The sequence below is a fragment of the Streptomyces sp. NPDC086835 genome (assembly GCF_044745705.1).
Taxonomy (GTDB): domain Bacteria; phylum Actinomycetota; class Actinomycetes; order Streptomycetales; family Streptomycetaceae; genus Streptomyces.
This window is the reverse complement of sequence record NZ_JBIVAU010000001.1, coordinates 995,714-1,013,368: the sequence shown is the minus strand read 5'-3', so window position 1 is coordinate 1,013,368 and position 17,655 is coordinate 995,714. Positions and strand designations below refer to the sequence as shown.

Genomic DNA, 17,655 nt, shown 5'->3' with positions numbered 1-17,655 from the left:
GACGGCCTCGGCACACGGCGACGCCGTGCGGAGGGTGTTGAAGAAGGGGCGGAGACGCCCTATCGCATTCGCTTGCTCACGAGACTGCTCCCTTGAGGACCAGGACCCCAGGGACGCGGCGGTCGATGACGCCGCGGGGGTCCGCGCTTGCCACAGACCTCGCTGCCTGCGGCCTGGTCTTCACCCGGGGCACCCCGCCACGGACGGAGGGTTGCCGGACAGCGGGCCGGGGCCGTAATCGCTGTCACTCATGACCTTGGCCAGCATCCTGCCACACGTCGCGGCGGACGCAAGGGCGCGGTCCACCATCCGGACCGCGCCCTGGGATCGTGTTACGCGTTGCTGGCCTTGACCCAGCGCTCCAGCGCGGCCCTCGCCGCTCCGGAGTCGATCGACCGGGCCGCCCGTGCCACACCGGCCGCCAGCTGCTCGTTCAGCGTGCCGTCGGTCGGCTCCAGGGCCGCGAGCGCCGCTGCCGAGTTGAGCAGCACGGCGTCCCGTACGGGCCCCGTCTCACCGCCCAGCAGCCGGCGCGCCACGTCGGCGTTGTACGACGCGTCCGCGCCCCGCAGCGCCTCGACCGGGACCAGCTCGATGCCGATGTCCCGCGGATCGAAGGTCTCCTCGCGCACGGCGCCGTCCCGCACCACCCAGACATGGGAGGTGGAAGTGGTCGTCAGTTCGTCGAGGCCGTCGTCGCCGCGGAAGACCAGTGCGGACGAGCCGCGTTCGGCCAGCACCCCGGCCATGATCGGCGCCATCCGGGCGTCGGCGACGCCGGTCGCCTGCGCGGTCACCTTCGCCGGGTTGGTGAGCGGGCCGAGGAAGTTGAAGACCGTCCGGATGCCCAGTTCCTTGCGCGCCATGGCGACGTGCCGCAGCGCCGGGTGGAACTTCACGGCGAAGCAGAAGGTGATGCCCGCCTCGGCCGCGACCTCGGCCACCCGCTGCGGGGTCAGCTCCAGATTGACGCCGAGCTTCTCCAGGACGTCCGAGGCGCCGCTCGCCGAGGAGGCGGCGCGGTTGCCGTGCTTGACCACCTTCGCGCCCGTACCGGCGACGACGATCGCGGACATGGTGGAGATGTTGACGGTCTTGGCGCCGTCGCCGCCGGTGCCGACGATGTCGACACACCCCCCCGGCACCTCGATCAGATTGGCGTGGCGGTACATCGTCCGCACCAGACCGGTGATCTCCTCCACCGTCTCGCCCTTCGCGCGCAGGGCGACCGCGAAGCCGGCGATCTGCGCGTCGGTGGCCTCACCGCTGAGGATCCGGTCCATGGCCCACGCCGTCGCGTCCGCGCTCTGGTCGCGGTTCTCGAGGAGGGCGTTCAGCACGCTCGGCCAGGAGTGGGCCGCCACGCTGTCGCCGCCTACTGGGGTCACAACGTTCATGGTCCGCTCCAGGGTCCACAAGCCGACAGGGGTGGATCCCACCCTATCCAGCACCGGGCACGGCGAAGGGCCCCGTCCATCGAGTGGACGGGGCCCTTCGCTGTGGCGACGTGTCTGCCGGACGTGTCCGTCAGGCGATCAGTGGTGGCCGTGGCCGCTCGTGATCTCCTTGTACTCGTCCGCGGTGGGCTTGTCGATCTGGTTGTGCTCGCCGTAGTAGCTCTTGCTGAGCCTGGCGCGCAGCTTCTCGCTGAGCTTCACCTTGCGGCGGACGCCGTTCTCGTCGACGGTCGGGCCGATCTCCGCGGGCTTGTACTGCTCGTGCGCGGTGAGCTTGTACAGGTCGCCCTGTGCCAGCGGCTCGTGCACCTCGACGAACTCACCGTGCGGCAGGCGCTTGATGATGCCGGACTCACGTCCGTGCAGCACCTTGTCCTTGTCGCGCCGCTGCAGACCCAGGCAGATCCGCTTGGTGATGATGAACGCGAGGACCGGTCCGACGAAGTACGTGATGCGTACGAACCAGGTGATCGCGTTGATCGACAGGTTGAAGTGCGTCGCGAAGATGTCGTTTCCGCCACCCAGCAGCATGATCACGTAACCGGTCACCCAGGCCACGCCCAGCGCGGTACGCGTCGGAGCGTTGCGCGGGCGGTCCAGGATGTGGTGCTCGCGCTTGTCGCCGGTGATCCACGACTCGATGAACGGGTAGACCGCGAGCACCGCGAGGACGAGCCCGAAGAGGACCAGCGGGATGAACACACCGAGGACCAGGGTGTGGCCCCACAGGTTGATCTCCCAGCCGGGCATCACTCGGACGAGGCCCTCGGCGAAGCCCATGTACCAGTCGGGCTGGGCGCCGGTGGACACATGGTCCGGACGGTACGGACCGAGGGCCCACACCGGGTTGATCGTGAACATGCCGGCGATCAGCGCGATGACACCGAAGACCAGGAAGAAGAAGCCTCCGGCCTTGGCCATGTAGACCGGCAGCAGCGGCATGCCGACGACGTTCTTGTTCGTACGGCCGGGGCCCGCGAACTGGGTGTGCTTGTGGTAGAAGACCAGGATCAGGTGCGCCACCACGAGCCCGAGCATGATGCCCGGCAGCAGCAGGATGTGGATCGAGTAGAACCTCGCCACCATGTCGTGACCGGGGAACTCGCCACCGAACAGGAACATCGACAGGTAGGTGCCGACGATCGGCGTCGCCAGGATCGCGCCCTGCGTGAAGCGGACACCGGTGCCGGAGAGCAGGTCGTCCGGGAGCGAGTAACCGGTGAAACCGGTGAACATGCCGAGGACGAACAGCAGGAAGCCGAACAGCCAGTTGATCTCACGCGGCTTGCGGAACGCGCCCGTGAAGAACACGCGCATCATGTGCACGAACATCGCGGCGAGGAAGATCAGCGCGGCCCAGTGGTGGATCTGCCGGATCAGCAGACCACCGCGGACGTCGAAGCTGATGTCCAGGGTCGAGGCGTACGCCTCGGTCATCCGGATGCCCTGCATCGGCACGTACGAGCCGTGGTACTCGATCTCGTTCATGCTCGGGTGGAAGAACAGCGTCAGGTACACACCCGTGAGGATGATGATGATGAAGCTGTAGAGCGCGATCTCACCGAGCATGAAGGACCAGTGGTCCGGGAAGATCTTGCGCATGTTGGCCTTGGCCAACGAGTAGATCCCGAGCCTGCCGTCCGCCCAGTCGGCCACCCGCTCGCCGGCGGGCGCCTTCTTCTTCGTATCCGTTGCAGTGCTCATCCGCGCTCCCAGAAGGCAGGACCGACGGGCTCTTCGAAGTCGCCGAGCGCCTCGAGGTTGCCCTCGGCGTTCACACCGATCCGCAGCTGCGGAAGCGGGTGACCGGCCGGACCGAAGATGACGCGGGCGCCGTCGGAGAGGTCGAAGGTGGACTGGTGGCACGGGCAGAGGACGTGGTGCGTCTGCTGCTCGTACAGGCTGATCGGGCAACCGACGTGCGTACAGATCTTCGAATAGGCCACGATGCCCTCGTGGGACCACTCGAGCTCACGCTTGTCCTTGATGTCCTCCGGCTGAAGCCGGACGATCATCACGGCCGCCTTGGCGATCTCGGTGTTGAAGTTGTGGTCGCTCTCCTTCAGCCCCTCGGGCATGACGAAGGTCAGCGAACCCACCGCGACGTCCTCGGGACGCAGCGGCTCGTTGGTGTTCATGTTGATGAGCTGCTTGCCCTTGGCCCACAGCGTCTTGCGGAGCTTGTCCTCGGGCAGCGGGCCGAGCTCGCGCAGCAGGACCACACCGGAGAGCGGCACCATGGCCAGCGCGCCGAACATGGTGTTGCGGATCAGCTTGCGCCGTCCGATCACGGACTCCCGGGCACCGTCCGCGAAGTCGGCCAGAACCTTGGCCTTGACCTCGGGCTCGGCCTCGATCGGGTGCCGGTCGTCGGCGACCTCCACGTCGGACATCAGGGTGCGCGCCCAGTGGACGGCGCCCGCGCCGATGCAGAAGAGCGCCAGGCCCAGCGTCACACCCAGCGAGAAGTTCAGCGCACTGATGTGCCCGAACGGCCAGATGTAGACGATCTTGTCGACCGGGAAGATCACGAACGCGGCGATGAAGCCGATCGTGGCCAGCATCGACAGCGTGAACATGAAGGCAACGGCGCGCTCGGAGCGCTTGGCGGCCCTCTCGTCGATGTCCTGGATACGCGGCTTGTGGGCCGGCAGTCCCGGATCGGCGAACGGATCGTCGTGGCGCTGTGCTACGGCGGTGGTGCCACCGTGGGCCGCGTCGTGCGCGGCGCCCTGCTCTGCAGGCAGGTTCTCTTCTGGAATGTCTTGGCTACTCATGACTTCTTGGCCTTAGCGGTGTGGGCCGCGACCCAGATGGCAACAGCGATCAGCGAACCGAGACCGAAGATCCAGCCGAACAGACCCTCGGCAACCGGACCCAGGCCACCGAGCGCGAATCCGCCGGGGGTCGGCGTCTCCTCGCCGTTCACGGCCTTGACGTACGCGATGATGTCCCGCTTCTGCTGCTCGGGCATCGTCGTGTCGGGGAAGGAGGGCATGTTCTGCGGGCCGGTCTGCATGGCCTCGTAGAGGTGCTTGGGGCTGACGCCGTCCAGACTCGGGGCGTACTTGCCCTCGGTCAGCGCGCCGCCCTCACCGGTGAAGTTGTGGCACTGGGCGCAGTTGTTGCGGAACAGCTCGCCACCCTTGGCGATGTCCGCACCTTCCGGGCTGTACTGCTTCTCGGTCGGCGTGATCGGACCTGCGCCCAGGGAGGCGACGTAGGCCGCGAGCTGGTCGATCTCGGCCTGCGTGTAGATGTTCCTCTTCTTCGGCACCTGCGCGCCGGGCTGCTGGGCGGGCATGCGCCCCGTGCCGACCTGGAAGTCGACGGAGGCGGAGCCGACACCCACCAGGGACGGGCCGTCTGAGGTGCCCTGACCGCCGGTTCCGTGGCAGCTTGCGCAGCCGACGGTGTAGAGCTTCTGCCCCTCCTTGATGGCGAGGGACTGGGCGGTTGTGTCGGCCTGCGCCTTGTCCGCGGGTGCGAACGCGGCGTACAGCCCCCCAGTGGCCGCCAGCGCGAGGAGTAGGACGACGACCGCCGCCAGCGGATGGCGTCGTCGTGCGGAGAGCTTTTTCACGGATTACCCCGGTGTCAGGATCTTCTGCGTCGGTGCTTCTGGACTGTGTCTGCTTCAGGCGGTGTCCGCTCGGGGACGAACCGCCCGCGCCGATTACTTGATCATGTAGATCGTGGCGAAGAGGCCGATCCAGACGACATCGACGAAGTGCCAGTAGTAGGACACGACGATGGCGGCGGTTGCCTGCTCATGGGTGAATCTCCTGGCCGCGTAGGTCCTTCCAAGGACCAGCAGGAAGGCGATGAGACCGCCCGTCACGTGCAGGCCGTGGAAACCGGTGGTCAGGTAGAACACCGAGCCGTACGGGTCGGACGAGAGGGAGAGCCCCTCGTGCTTGACCAGCTCGGTGTACTCGAAGACCTGACCGCCGATGAAGATGGCACCCATCACGAATGTGATCACGAACCAGGTGCGGAGCTTCTTCACGTCGCCCCGCTCAGCGGCGAACACGCCGAGCTGGCAGGTGAGTGAGGAGAGCACCAGGATCGTGGTGTTGGTCGCCGAGAACGGGAAGTTCAGCGCATCGGCTTTCTCTGCCCAGAAGTCGGCACCCGTCACCGATCGCAGGGTGAAGTACATCGCGAAGAGGGCCGCGAAGAACATCAGCTCGGAACTCAGCCAGATGATGGTTCCGACGCTGGTGAGGTTCGGTCGATTGACCGACGGGTGCGCGTGCCCGGTTTCTACTGTCGTTGCTGTCGCCACGACCGACATTATGTCGGTCGCTTATCCCGCCCTCACTCCGGGGGGTGCCGTTCGGAGTGTTCCCACTCCCCGCGGGGCCTTCCGGGGGAGCCGAACGGCCCATCGAAGGCGTGTCCGAACCGGTGTTGACAGGCAGTGGGACGGAGTAGCATCCGGCGCAACAGCCTGATCGAACGAGTGCGGAGGAACCATGCAGTCGAGCGCCACGGTCCTGGTCTACAGCGACGACTCCAACACCCGCGAGCAGGTCAGGCTGGCGGCGGGACGCAGGCCCGCCCCCGACGTTCCGCCGGTGCGGTTCGTGGAGTGCGCGACCCTGCCCGCCGTCCTCAAGGCCCTTGACGAGGGCGGGATCGACGTCTGCGTCCTGGACGGCGAGACGGTCCCGGCGGGCGGGATGGGCGTGTGCCGGCAGATCAAGGACGAGATCTTCGACTGCCCGCCGGTGCTGCTGCTGATCGGCCGCCCGCAGGACGCCTGGCTGGCCACCTGGAGCCGTGCGGAGGCCGCGGTGACGCTGCCGGTGGACCCGGTGGAGTTCGCCGCCTCACTGGCGGCCCTGCTGCGCAGCCGGCTCTCCATCGAGGCCTGACCACGGGAGGGGCCGGTCAGACCCGGGGGCGCAGGCGGGCGGACACCTCGGTGACGTTGCCTTCCGCCGCGTCGGAGCCCGCGATCAGGGCGCTGCCCTTGCGCCACTTGTCCCAGGACAGGTTCCAGTCACCGAAGCCGTTACCGAACGTGTCCATCATGTCGCCGTAGCTGTTGACGACCTTGACGATGTCACCCTCCCGAACGGTCTTGTAGAACCATTCGGCGTTCTCCATGGACATCCCGGTGCAGCCGTGACTGACGTTCGCCGAGCCCTGTGAACCGAGCGACCAGGGCGCCGCGTGGACGTATTCGCCGCTCCAGGTCACGCGGGTCGCGTAGTAGACGGGCAGGTCGTAGGACTCGGAACTGCCCTCGGCGATGCCGATGCTGGTGCTGCGCATCCGTACGAAGTACTCCTTGCCCAGCACGACCTTTATGCCGTTGCGCGTGTCGAAGCCGGGCTTGCCGGTGGTGACCGGCATGGTCTTGATCACTTCTCCGTTCCGCATCACCGTCATGGTGTGCGACCCGGCGTCGGTGACGGCTTCGAGGCGGTCGCCTATGGTGATCTTCAGTGGCTTGGAGCGGCCTCCGTAGAGCTTGCCCGCGACCTTGACGCCCTGGAGGTTGCTGGTGGCGTTCACCGTGGCACCGGCGGGCCAGTACTCCCTCGGGCGGTAGTGCAGGGTCTTGTCGTCGACCCAGTGCCAGGAGCCCTCGACCGCGGGCTTCGAGCTGACCTTCAGGGCGCGTTCGACGACCGCCCTGCCCTTGCCGTCGCCGACGGCGAGGCTGAGCTTGGCCGTGATGGGCTGCCCCACGCCGTACGTGCCGGCCTTGGGGCCGAACTCGGCGGTGAGGAACCGCTTGGCGGGCGCCGTCTCGAAGAGCATCGTGCGCAGCCCTGGAGCACCCTCGTCGTCCTCCGTGGAGACCCGGACGGTGTACTTCGCGCCGGCGGCGAGCGGGGCCGTGGAGCGCCAGCGGACGCCGTCCGCGGCGAGTTCACCGGCGAGGTAGTGGCCCGCTTCGTCCATGACGGTGACGTCCGTGATCCGGCCGCCGTCGCCCTTGGACGTGACTTCCAGGGGCTTGTCGGGGTCCACCTTCGAGTCTGACCCGGCGTTGAAACTCACCTGCCGCGCCGCGTCGTACGGCGCGGCGGACAGGGGGTGCTTGTCCGGTTCGCCGCACGCGGTCGCGACCACACCGAGGGAGACGACCAGCGCGATGCAGCTGACGGCACGGATACGAGGCGTGTGGTTCATGAGCACACGGTATGAAGGTTCGTCAGCCGCGGCGCGCCGGATGACTCCGAACGAGTGGGCCCGGATCACCTCACTGGAGTGAGGTGAGCCGGGCCCGTCCCGTGTGTCTCAGGTGTTGTTACTGGTTCTGGCTCTCACCGCGGTAGTACTCGAACACCCAGCCGAAGAGACCGACCAGGATCACCGGCAGGGAGAAGTACAGCAGCCACCAGCCGAGCGCCACGCCGAGGAAGGCGAGCGCGCCGCCGATGCCCAGCGCGAGCGGCTGCCAGCTGTGCGGGGAGAAGAACCCCACCTCGCCGGCCTCGTCGGCCACGTCGGCTTCCTTGTCGTCCTGGGCCATGGCGTCCACCCGCCGGGCCGTGAAGGCCAGGTAGTAGCCGATCATGACGCTCAGGCCGAAAGCCAGGAAGAGCGCGGTGGTACCGGCAGGCTCCTTCGACCAGACGCCGTACAGGATGGCGACGGCCAGGATGAAGACGCTCAGCCAGAGGAACATCTTGCCCTGGATCTTCACTTGCTCTCCTCCTTGCCGACGGCCGCGACCGGGGCACCCTGGCCGCCGTCCTCGAGCTGGTCGAGAGCCGCGATCTCCGGGTGGTGCAGGTCGAACGCAGGCGATTCACTGCGGATGCGGGGCAGGGTGAGGAAGTTGTGCCGCGGCGGCGGGCAGGAGGTCGCCCACTCGAGCGAGCGGCCGTAGCCCCACGGGTCGTCGACCTCGATCTTCTTGCCGTACTTCGCCGTCTTCCAGACGTTGTACATGAAGGGGAGCATCGACAGGCCCAGCAGGAACGACGCGATCGTCGAGATCGTGTTCAGGGCGGTGAAGCCGTCGGCCGCGAGGTAGTCCGCGTACCGGCGGGGCATGCCCTCGGCGCCCAGCCAGTGCTGCACCAGGAACGTGCCGTGGAAGCCGATGAACAGCGTCCAGAACGTGATCTTGCCGAGCCGCTCGTCCAGCATCTTGCCCGTGAACTTCGGCCACCAGTAGTGGAATCCGGCGAACATCGCGAAGACCACGGTGCCGAAGACGACGTAGTGGAAGTGCGCGACGACGAAGTACGAGTCGGAGACGTGGAAGTCCAGCGGCGGCGACGCGAGGATGACACCGGTCAGGCCACCGAAGGTGAAGGTGACCAGGAAGCCGATGGTCCACAGCATCGGTGTCTCGAAGGACAACGACCCCTTCCACATCGTGCCGATCCAGTTGAAGAACTTCACACCGGTCGGTACCGCGATGAGGAACGTCATGAACGAGAAGAACGGCAAAAGCACGCCGCCTGTGACGTACATGTGGTGCGCCCACACCGTCACGGACAGACCGGCGATCGCGATCGTCGCACCGATGAGACCGATGTAACCGAACATCGGCTTACGGGAGAAGACCGGAATGATCTCCGAGACGATGCCGAAGAACGGCAGGGCGATGATGTACACCTCGGGGTGCCCGAAGAACCAGAAGAGGTGCTGCCACAGCAGAGCGCCGCCGTTGGAGGCGTCGAAGATGTGGGCGCCGAACTTGCGGTCCGCCTCCAGGGCGAACAGCGCTGCCGCCAGGACCGGGAAGGCGAGCAGGACCAGCACACCGGTCAGCAGCACGTTCCAGGTGAAGATCGGCATCCGGAACATCGTCATGCCCGGAGCGCGCATGCAGATGATCGTGGTGATGAAGTTGACCGAGCCGAGGATCGTGCCGAAGCCGGAGAAGGCCAGACCCATGATCCACATGTCGGCGCCGACACCCGGCGAACGGACCGCGTCCGACAGCGGGGCGTAGGCGAACCAGCCGAAGTCGGCCGCACCCTGCGGGGTGAGGAAGCCGGCCACCGCGATCAGCGAACCGAAGAGGTACAGCCAGTACGCGAACATGTTCAGACGCGGGAACGCCACGTCCGGAGCGCCGATCTGCAGCGGCATGATCCAGTTCGCGAAACCGGCGAAGAGCGGCGTCGCGAACATCAGCAGCATGATCGTGCCGTGCATCGTGAACGCCTGGTTGAACTGCTCGTTCGACATGATCTGCGTGCCCGGCCGGGCCAGCTCGGCGCGCATGAAGAGCGCCATCAGGCCACCGATGCAGAAGAACACGAACGAGGTGACGAGGTAGAGCGTGCCGATCGTCTTGTGGTCGGTGGTCGTCAGCCACTTCACGACGACATTGCCGGGCTGCTTGCGCCGTACCGGCAGCTCGTTCTCGTACGAGTCTTCGTCCGCCACGGCGGCACCCTGGGATTCGTTGAGGATGCTCACAGTTGGTTCTTCTCCGCATTCCTGGCCGGGTCCGTCTGCTCGATGCCAGACGGGATGAAGCCGGTCTGCCCCTTCTCGGCAAGCTCCTTCAGATGCTGCTGGTAGCGCTCCGGGGAGACGACCTTGACGTTGAAGAGCATCCGCGAATGGTCGACGCCGCAGAGCTCGGCGCACTTGCCCATGAAGGTGCCCTCACGGTTGGGGGTCACCTCGAAGACATTGGTGTGGCCGGGGATGACGTCCTGCTTCATGAGGAAGGGGACCACCCAGAAGGAGTGGATGACGTCACGCGAGGTCAGGACGAACCGGACCTTCTCCCCCTTGGGCAGCCACAGCGTGGGGCCAGGGTTGCCGTTCTGCGGGTTCCGGGTGCCGGGAATACCGGCGTCGTAGACGCCCTCCGCACCCGCCGGGAAGTCATTGGTGTACTTGTCCGGGATCGCGTTCAGTTCCTTGTCCGCGGCCGCGTCCCCGGTGGCCGGGTTCCCGTCCACGTCCTCGAGGTAGTTGAAGCCCCAGCTCCACTGGTAGCCGACCACGTTGATGGTGTGGGCGGGCTTGTCGGAGAGCTCGAGGAGCTTCGACTCGTCACGCGCGGTGAAGTAGAAGAAGACCGACACGATGATGATCGGAACCACGGTGTACAACGCCTCTATGGGCATGTTGTACCGGGTCTGCGGAGGGATCTCCACCTTGGTGCGGCTGCGCCGGTGGAAGAACACGCTCCACAGGATCAGACCCCACACCAGCACGCCCGTGGCGAGCGCAGCCGCCCACGAGCCCTGCCAGAGGGAGAGGATCCGCGGCGCCTCCTCCGTGACGGGGGTGGGCATTCCAAGGCGTGGAAAATCCTCCCAGTTGTATGAGCAACCGGAGGCGGTAGCCAGGATCAGGCCCGCAGTCAGCACCTGCGGCAGCTTCCGCCGCATCGGGCGCCGCGACGAGCGGTCGGAGCCGTTGGGACTCACGTAGCGCCTTCCCGAGAGTCTCGGCCCGCGCGGCCGGGCTGCGGCCGTCTCGCTGGTCGGTCGCCGGCCCTGACGCGGGCAGGGGTTTGGATGTTTATGCGGACCAAACCCTACTGGACGCTATTTGGGGTCGCGCGGGGAGGGTGCCCAACGCGCCGTCCGGCACCCCGAAGGGGTGGCTGCTCCCTTCGGGGGAGGTGCGGAGCGCCCTGGAATGCCCGATTCCGGCAGGCAACTGACACTCCGTGTCCTGGCCGGGGTTAGCGTGATGACGTGCCCTATTTCGACGCCGCCTCCGCCGCTCCCCTGCACCCCGTCGCCCGGCAGGCTCTGCAGGCCTCCCTCGACGAGGGCTGGGCCGACCCCGCCCGGCTGTACCGCGAGGGCCGCCGCGCCCGGCTGCTCCTCGACGCCGCCAGGGAGGCCGCGGCGGACGCCGTCGGCTGCCGCCCCGACGAGCTCGTGTTCACTCCTTCGGGGACGCAGGCGATCCACGCCGGCGTCTCCGGGGCGCTCGCGGGGCGTCGGCGTGTCGGCCGGCGGCTCGTCGTCTCCGCCGTCGAACACTCCGCCGTGCTCCACGCGGCAGAGGCATGGGAGGCCGCCGGCGGCTCGGTGACGGAGGTCGCCGTCGACCGGTACGGAGCCGTCGCACCGGAGGCATACGCCGCCGAACTCGGCGAGGCCACCGCCCTGGCCTGCCTGCAGTCCGCCAACCACGAGGTCGGCACCGAGCAGCCCGTGCGGGAAGTGGCCGAGGCGTGCCGGTCCCTGGGCGTGCCGCTCCTGGTGGACGCGGCGCAGTCGCTCGCCTGGGGGCCCGTGGAAGGGGACTGGTCTCTGCTCACCGCGAGCGCGCACAAATGGGGCGGCCCGTCGGGCGTCGGACTGCTCGCCGTACGCAAGGGCGTCCGCTTCGCCCCGCAAGGCCCCGCCGACGAGCGGGAGTCGGGCCGGTCCGCCGGATTCCAGAACATCCCGGCGATCGTGGCGGCGGCCGCCTCGCTCCGGGCCGTACGCGCGGAGGCGGCGGCCGAGTCGGCCCGGCTGCGGGCCCTGGTGGACCGCATCCGCGCGCGGGTGCCGGAGCTGGTGCCCGACGTGGAGGTGGTCGGCGACCCGGCGCGGCGGCTGCCGCACGTGGTGACGTTCTCCTGTCTCTATGTCGACGGGGAGACACTGCTGCACGAACTGGACCGGGCCGGCTTCTCCGTCTCCTCCGGCTCGTCGTGCACGAGCAGCACGCTGATCCCGAGCCATGTGCTGAGGGCGATGGGCGTCCTGTCGGAGGGCAACGTACGGGTGTCGCTGGCGCCGTTCGACACCTCGGAGGAGGACGTGGACCGCTTCCTGGCCGTGCTGCCGGGGCTGGTGGCGGGGGTACGGGAGCGGTTCGGCGCGCCGGCGTCTGCGGCTGCGGCGCGGCCGGAGGCGTCCTTCTCCTCGGAGCCTTCGGAGGCGTCCGAGTCCCTGGTGCTGGACACGCTCGGGCGGCGGTGCCCGATCCCGGTGATCGAACTGGCGAAGGTCATCGGCGAGGTGCCGGTCGGCCGCACGGTCACGGTGCTCTCCGACGACGAGGCGGCCCGACTGGACATCCCGGCGTGGTGCGGGATGCGGGGGCAGGAGTACGTGGGGGAACGGGGGGCGGAGGTGGGGGTGGCGTACGTGGTGCGGCGCCTGCGCTGACGCCTGCGGCGGGCGTCACCCCCACCCCACCCCCTCCCCCTGTACCGATGTGCGGCTCCCGCCGGGGGCATGTCCAGCCCCGCCGTCGATTGAGACGCGGGGGCCCGAGGGCAGAGCCCCCGAAACACCGCGCGGAGCGCGGTGGCAAGCCCCGGTTCGGGAAGTGGGGCCCCCACGGCCGCCAGTCCGTAGGGGGAGGGGAGGGGAAACGGCCCCGCCGCAGGCGGGACGCGGCGCGTCAGGACAGGTGCCGGCGGACCTCAGCCGCCGCCTCGTCCCCGTACGCCTTCGTGAAGCGCTCCATGAAGTGCGCCCGCCGCAGCGTGTACTCCTGCGTGCCGAGCGTCTCGATCACCAGCGTCGCCAGCATGCAGCCCACCTGCGCCGCGCGCTCCAGGCCCACGTCCCACGAGAGGCCCGAGAGGAAGCCCGCCCGGAACGCGTCGCCGACGCCGGTGGGGTCGACCTTGGCCTCCTCGTCCGGGCAGCCGACCTCGATCGGGTCCGCGCCCGCGGACTCGATGCGAACACCGCGCGAGCCGAGGGTGGTGACCCGGTGGCCGACCTTGCCGAGGATCTCCTCGTCGGTCCAGCCGGTCTTGGACTCGATGAGGCCCTTCTCGTACTCGTTGGAGAAGAGGTACGCCGCGCCGTCCAGCAGTATCCGGATCTCGTCGCCGCTCATCCGGGCGATCTGCTGCGAGAAGTCCGCGGCGAACGGGATGCCCCGCGAGCGGCACTCCTCGGTGTGGCGCAGCATCGCCTCCGGGTCGTCCGCGCCGATCAGGACGAGGTCGAGGCCGCCGACGCGGTCCGCCACCGACTTGAGCTCGATCTGGCGGGCCTCGCTCATCGCACCGGTGTAGAAGGAGCCGATCTGGTTGTGGTCGGAGTCGGTGGTGCACACGAAGCGGGCGGTGTGCAGGACCTCCGAGATGCGGACGGACGCCGTGTCGACGCCGTGGCGGTCGAGCCAGGCGCGGTACTCGTCGAAGTCCGAGCCCGCCGCGCCGACGAGGATCGGGCCGGTGCCGAGCTGCCCCATGCCGAAGCAGATGTTCGCGCCGACACCGCCCCTGCGCACGTCGAGCGTGTCGACGAGGAAGGAGAGGGAGACCGTGTGCAGCTGGTCCGCGACCAACTGGTCGGCGAAGCGGCCGGGGAAGGTCATGAGGTGGTCGGTGGCGATGGAGCCGGTGACTGCGATACGCACGGTGAGGCGCTCCTGAGGCGGGCTGGCAGTGACAGTCCACGCTACCGGGTCCCCGAACCGGGCCACGTGCGGAAACTACCCGATAGTAGGGCTTTTTTCCGGGACTCCCAGGTGCATACGGTGCGGCTATGACCAAGTACACGGCGGCGCTCGAGCCGCGGCCGCAGCGGGATCCGCGGGAGTCCGAGATCAGTCTGGCCCAGCTGCGCGGCGACTGCGCCCGGATGGCACCACACTGGGTCGTACCGGCGGCCGCGGCGCCCGCGCCCGTGCACCCGTCCCTCATCCACGGTGTCGTGGTGCCGTCCGCGTCCGCGCGGCTGGTGGACGCGATGTCGGAGTACGGCGACTGACGCCACCCGGCCCCGCAGCGGCTCCGGCGCCGAGGTCCGGCTCCGGGGAAGAGGCGAAGGGAACCACGCGCTCCCCCGCTCCGTCCCACACGTGTCCTCCGCAGCAGGAGGCGCGAGACAAGGAGCGATGCGGTGAGCAGCACGGAGAACACGCAGGAGAGTCCCCGCCGTCGGCGTTCCCCGCTGGTCGTCGCCTCTGTGGCGGCCGCGGTGCTGGTCGCCGGCGGTGGCGGTGCGTACTTCGCGACCGCCGGCTCCGAGGGCGCGGACGCCACGGACGCCAAGAGCGGTGCCGCCGGAGCGAAGAATCCTCCGCCGCCGGCCCTGGACCTCGGCGGGAGCGGTACCGAGAGCGGGATCGCGCCGGGTGAGCCGGACCCGACCGGAGGCGGCGTCGTCTACAGCGCGAAGGGCGACCTGCCGGAGGGGCCGGGCCGTGCGGCCGTGCACCGGGCGACGGGGACGGTCACGGAGGCGGAGGTGACCCGGCTGGCGAAGGCGCTCGGCCTGCCGGGGACACCGCGTCTGGAGGGGCCGGCCTGGAAGATCGGGCCGACCAAGGACGGCCAGGGGCCGTCACTCCAGGTGAACAAGGACGCCCCGGGCACCTGGACGTTCGCCCGCTTCGCTTCGCCGGGCGGGGACAACTGCCTGAAGGGCAAGGCCTGCCCCTCGGGCGGCTCGGCGGGCGAGGGTGGCGCGCCGGTGAGCGAGGCCGAGGCGAAGAAGGCCGCGGCGCCCGTGCTGCGGGCCGTGGGCCAGGGCGAGGCCGCGCTGAACGCGGGCCAGCTGATGGGCGCGGTGCGCGTGGTCAACGCGAATCCGGTGGTGGGCGGCCTGCCGACGTACGGCTGGACGACGGGCGTCCAGGTGGGTGCGGACGGCACCGTGGTCGGCGGCAGCGGGCAGCTGAAGAAGCCCGCGAAGAGCGACACGTATCCGGTGATCTCCGCCGAGGAGGCGGTCGATCAGCTGAACAAGGCGGGCAAGGACAGCGGACGCATCGGCATCGGTGGGTGCGCCACCCCGGTCCCGCACGAGGGCGAGATCAAGCCGGACGCGCCCTGTGAGCCCGACGGCACGACCGCGGGGCCGGAGCGGCTGACGATCGGCAAGGCCGTCTTCGGGCTCTCCGCGCAGTATGTGGACGGGCGGCAGGCACTGGTGCCGTCGTGGCTGTTCGAGGTGGCGGCGAAGGACGGGGGCCGGCCGTTCACGGTGACGCACACCGCCGTGGAGGAGCGTTTCCTCAAGAGCGCCGAGCCGCCGGCGCGTGACATCGCTCCGGCGGATCCGTCGAAGGACCCGGCCGACCAGGGCCCCGCGCAGATCTCGTACAGCGTCGAGGGGCGGACCCTGACCGTCACCTTCTGGGGCGGCGTGTGCAGCAACTACGAGGCGAAGGCGACCGAGAGCGGTGACCAGGTGAAGGTCCGGATCGTGGAGACGAACCCGGACCCCGAGCGGGTCTGCATCATGCTGGCCAAGGAGCTCAAGGCGTCCGTGACGCTGGACGAGCCGCTGGACGGCCGGAAGGTCGTCGACGCGAACACGGGCAAGCCCCTGCCGCGCAAGGGCTGACGACCCTCATGCAACATGCCGAAGGCGGCGGACCCGGGATCGGGTCCGCCGCCTTCGGCATGAGCAGCCGGACTCTTAGCTGAACGAGTCGCCGCAGGCGCAGGAACCCGTGGCGTTCGGGTTGTCGATGGTGAAGCCCTGCTTCTCGATGGTGTCGACGAAGTCGATGGAGGCGCCGCCCAGGTACGGGGCGCTCATACGGTCGGTGACGACCTTGACACCGTCGAAGTCCTTCACGACGTCGCCGTCGAGGGAGCGCTCGTCGAAGAACAGCTGGTAACGCAGGCCGGAGCAGCCGCCGGGCTGAACCGCGACGCGCAGCGCCAGGTCGTCCCGGCCTTCCTGGTCCAGCAGGGCCTTGACCTTGGCCGCGGCGGCGTCGGACAGGAGGATGCCGTCGCTCACGGTGGTGGTCTCGTCCGATACGGACATCTGCTTCTCTCCCGGGTTGTGCGGACTGCTTGCCGACGGTGCAACCGGCATGGCCCTGGATTCATTCCGGACCGCTCGTCTTTCCCCTTCATGCTCGCACACCCGGCCATGGAGCGGCACCGGCCTGTGGACGGGGTGTGCGTCACCCTGCGGACAGGGGGGTGCGTCACATCGACACTATGGCCATCGTCAAAGTGACGTGAAGCGGTTATGATAGATAGCGTCAAATAGACGAAAAGCGCTCTGCCAGACGAAGAAAGGGTGCGTGTCGTGACGACCGCCCAGACCAGCCCCGAGCTCGACGTGTCGCCGACTCCGCTCGCACTGCTACTGCTCGGCCGTGAGGCCGACCCTCGCAGCGAGCGCGGCGTGGAGTGCCCGGGCGACCTGCCCTCGCCGTCCGACCCGGATCTGGTGGAGCGCGCCCGCGCGGCCAAGGAGAAGCTCGGCGAGAAGGTCTTCGTCCTCGGCCACCACTACCAGCGCGACGAGGTCATCCAGTTCGCCGACGTCACCGGTGACTCGTTCAAGCTGGCGAAGGACGCCGCGGCCCGGCCGGAGGCCGAGTACATCGTCTTCTGCGGTGTGCACTTCATGGCCGAGTCCGCCGACATCCTCACCTCCGACGACCAGAAGGTCGTGCTGCCCGACCTCGCGGCCGGCTGCTCGATGGCCGACATGGCCACCGCCGAGCAGGTCGCCGAGTGCTGGGACGTACTGACGGAGGCCGGCGTCGCCGAGCAGGTCGTGCCCGTCTCCTACATGAACTCCTCCGCGGACATCAAGGCCTTCACCGGCAAGCACGGCGGCACGATCTGTACGTCGTCGAACGCCAAGCGCGCGCTGGACTGGGCCTTCGAGCAGGGCGAGAAGGTCCTCTTCCTGCCGGACCAGCACCTGGGCCGCAACACCGCCGTCCGGGACATGGGGATGTCCCTCGAGGACTGCGTGCTCTACAACCCGCACAAGCCGAACGGCGGTCTGACGGCGGAGGAACTGCGCGCCGCCAAGATGATCCTGTGGCGCGGTCACTGCTCCGTGCACGGCCGGTTCTCGCTGGACTCCGTCAACGACGTGCGTGAGCGCATCCCGGGCGTCAACGTCCTGGTGCACCCGGAGTGCAAGCACGAGGTGGTCGCCGCCGCCGACTACGTGGGCTCGACGGAGTACATCATCAACACGCTCGAGGCGGCCCCGGCCGGCTCGAAGTGGGCGATCGGCACGGAGCTGAACCTGGTCCGGCGCCTGGCGAACCGTTTCGCGGACCAGGGCAAGGAGATCGTCTTCCTGGACAAGACGGTCTGCTTCTGCTCGACGATGAACCGCATCGACCTGCCCCACCTGGTGTGGGCCCTGGAGTCGCTGGCCGAGGGGAACCTGGTCAACCGCATCGAGGTCGACAAGGAGACGGAGAGCTTCGCGAAGCTCGCGCTGGAGCGGATGCTGGCGCTGCCGTAACCGCCGCCGTACGTGCGTTGAAGGGGCGTCCCGCCGCGGCGGGACGCCCCTTCAACGCGTGCGGTCAGGGCCTGCCTGCGCCCACGACAACGACCAGGGCC

At 68.6% G+C, this 17,655-nt stretch carries 16 protein-coding genes and 1 riboswitch; of the genes, 5 read left to right on the top strand and 11 right to left on the bottom strand.

All coding sequences use genetic code 11. The features are described 5' to 3' along the window. Positions 1-138: 138 nt before the first annotated feature. Positions 139-256: riboswitch (SAM riboswitch) on the bottom strand. A gap of 76 nt (positions 257-332) precedes the next feature. The 5 genes from trpD to ACIPJI_RS04675 form a co-directional block, all read right to left on the bottom strand. Continuing rightward, positions 333-1,397 (bottom strand): anthranilate phosphoribosyltransferase, encoded by a 1,065-nt coding sequence (gene trpD, locus ACIPJI_RS04695; protein ID WP_307705948.1) that lies wholly within the window; start codon positions 1,395-1,397, stop codon positions 333-335. A 138-nt stretch (positions 1,398-1,535) separates the two neighbouring features. Continuing rightward, complete coding sequence (locus tag ACIPJI_RS04690) at positions 1,536-3,161, bottom strand: cytochrome bc complex cytochrome b subunit (RefSeq protein ID WP_356623162.1); 1,626 nt, start codon at positions 3,159-3,161, stop codon at positions 1,536-1,538. Continuing rightward, a complete protein-coding gene (locus ACIPJI_RS04685; RefSeq protein ID WP_307705950.1) occupies positions 3,158-4,234 on the bottom strand; it encodes a ubiquinol-cytochrome c reductase iron-sulfur subunit in 1,077 nt (358 codons plus the stop codon). Before ACIPJI_RS04685 ends, ACIPJI_RS04690 begins: the two co-directional genes overlap by 4 nt. Continuing rightward, a complete protein-coding gene (locus tag ACIPJI_RS04680) occupies positions 4,231-5,040 on the bottom strand; it encodes a c-type cytochrome (RefSeq protein WP_356623160.1) in 810 nt (269 codons plus the stop codon). Before ACIPJI_RS04680 ends, ACIPJI_RS04685 begins: the two co-directional genes overlap by 4 nt. A gap of 93 nt (positions 5,041-5,133) precedes the next feature. After that, positions 5,134-5,754 carry a heme-copper oxidase subunit III gene (locus tag ACIPJI_RS04675; RefSeq protein WP_307705952.1) on the bottom strand — a complete coding sequence of 207 codons (621 nt, stop codon included), beginning with the start codon at positions 5,752-5,754 and terminating at the stop codon, positions 5,134-5,136. A 181-nt stretch (positions 5,755-5,935) separates the two neighbouring features. On the opposite strand from ACIPJI_RS04675, the gene ACIPJI_RS04670 reads away from it, so the two are divergent. Continuing rightward, on the top strand, positions 5,936-6,337 hold the full coding sequence (locus ACIPJI_RS04670; protein WP_307705953.1) for a hypothetical protein: 402 nt from the start codon (positions 5,936-5,938) through the stop codon (positions 6,335-6,337). Between the two features lie 16 nt (positions 6,338-6,353). On the opposite strand, the gene ACIPJI_RS04665 is transcribed toward ACIPJI_RS04670, so the two are convergent. The 4 genes from ACIPJI_RS04665 to coxB all read right to left on the bottom strand — a co-directional run bounded on the left by ACIPJI_RS04665 (position 6,354) and on the right by coxB (position 10,828). Then, positions 6,354-7,607, bottom strand: coding sequence for an Ig-like domain-containing protein (locus ACIPJI_RS04665; RefSeq protein ID WP_356623159.1), 1,254 nt, complete (start codon positions 7,605-7,607; stop codon positions 6,354-6,356). A 118-nt stretch (positions 7,608-7,725) separates the two neighbouring features. Continuing rightward, positions 7,726-8,124 (bottom strand): cytochrome c oxidase subunit 4, encoded by a 399-nt coding sequence (locus tag ACIPJI_RS04660; RefSeq protein ID WP_356623157.1) that lies wholly within the window; start codon positions 8,122-8,124, stop codon positions 7,726-7,728. Next, entirely contained in the window at positions 8,121-9,860 is a 1,740-nt protein-coding gene (gene ctaD, locus ACIPJI_RS04655; protein ID WP_307705956.1) for a cytochrome c oxidase subunit I, read from the bottom strand. Before ctaD ends, ACIPJI_RS04660 begins: the two co-directional genes overlap by 4 nt. Further along, positions 9,857-10,828, bottom strand: a complete 972-nt coding sequence (gene coxB / locus ACIPJI_RS04650) for a cytochrome c oxidase subunit II (RefSeq protein ID WP_356623155.1) — start codon at positions 10,826-10,828, stop codon at positions 9,857-9,859. The genes ctaD and coxB overlap by 4 nt, the downstream gene beginning before the upstream one ends. Positions 10,829-11,101: 273 nt before the next feature. On the opposite strand from coxB, the gene ACIPJI_RS04645 reads away from it, so the two are divergent. Further along, positions 11,102-12,517 carry a cysteine desulfurase/sulfurtransferase TusA family protein gene (locus ACIPJI_RS04645; protein ID WP_307705957.1) on the top strand — a complete coding sequence of 472 codons (1,416 nt, stop codon included), beginning with the start codon at positions 11,102-11,104 and terminating at the stop codon, positions 12,515-12,517. 238 nt (positions 12,518-12,755) lie between these two features. On the opposite strand, the gene ACIPJI_RS04640 is transcribed toward ACIPJI_RS04645, so the two are convergent. Further along, positions 12,756-13,730 carry a carbohydrate kinase family protein gene (locus ACIPJI_RS04640; RefSeq protein ID WP_356623153.1) on the bottom strand — a complete coding sequence of 325 codons (975 nt, stop codon included), beginning with the start codon at positions 13,728-13,730 and terminating at the stop codon, positions 12,756-12,758. A 128-nt stretch (positions 13,731-13,858) separates the two neighbouring features. Between ACIPJI_RS04640 and ACIPJI_RS04635 the strand changes: the two genes are divergently transcribed. Further along, entirely contained in the window at positions 13,859-14,083 is a 225-nt protein-coding gene (locus tag ACIPJI_RS04635) for a hypothetical protein (RefSeq protein ID WP_159692767.1), read from the top strand. A 132-nt stretch (positions 14,084-14,215) separates the two neighbouring features. Further along, positions 14,216-15,664, top strand: a complete 1,449-nt coding sequence (locus tag ACIPJI_RS04630; protein ID WP_356623151.1) for a hypothetical protein — start codon at positions 14,216-14,218, stop codon at positions 15,662-15,664. A gap of 75 nt (positions 15,665-15,739) precedes the next feature. On the opposite strand, the gene ACIPJI_RS04625 is transcribed toward ACIPJI_RS04630, so the two are convergent. After that, on the bottom strand, positions 15,740-16,096 hold the full coding sequence (locus ACIPJI_RS04625; protein ID WP_005318559.1) for an iron-sulfur cluster assembly accessory protein: 357 nt from the start codon (positions 16,094-16,096) through the stop codon (positions 15,740-15,742). Positions 16,097-16,366: 270 nt separating this feature from the next. Between ACIPJI_RS04625 and nadA the strand changes: the two genes are divergently transcribed. After that, entirely contained in the window at positions 16,367-17,554 is a 1,188-nt protein-coding gene (gene nadA / locus ACIPJI_RS04620) for a quinolinate synthase NadA (RefSeq protein ID WP_307705960.1), read from the top strand. The last annotated feature ends 101 nt before the right edge of the window (positions 17,555-17,655 follow it).

Coding starts and splice junctions, on each gene's coding strand:
- ACIPJI_RS04625 (WP_005318559.1), bottom strand. CDS start 16,096: ATGTCCGTATCGGACGAGACCACCACCGTGAGCGACGGCATCCTCCTG.
- ACIPJI_RS04685 (WP_307705950.1), bottom strand. CDS start 4,234: ATGAGTAGCCAAGACATTCCAGAAGAGAACCTGCCTGCAGAGCAGGGC.
- ACIPJI_RS04675 (WP_307705952.1), bottom strand. CDS start 5,754: ATGTCGGTCGTGGCGACAGCAACGACAGTAGAAACCGGGCACGCGCAC.
- ACIPJI_RS04635 (WP_159692767.1), top strand. CDS start 13,859: ATGACCAAGTACACGGCGGCGCTCGAGCCGCGGCCGCAGCGGGATCCG.
- ACIPJI_RS04665 (WP_356623159.1), bottom strand. CDS start 7,607: ATGAACCACACGCCTCGTATCCGTGCCGTCAGCTGCATCGCGCTGGTC.
- trpD (WP_307705948.1), bottom strand. CDS start 1,397: ATGAACGTTGTGACCCCAGTAGGCGGCGACAGCGTGGCGGCCCACTCC.
- ACIPJI_RS04670 (WP_307705953.1), top strand. CDS start 5,936: ATGCAGTCGAGCGCCACGGTCCTGGTCTACAGCGACGACTCCAACACC.
- ACIPJI_RS04690 (WP_356623162.1), bottom strand. CDS start 3,161: ATGAGCACTGCAACGGATACGAAGAAGAAGGCGCCCGCCGGCGAGCGG.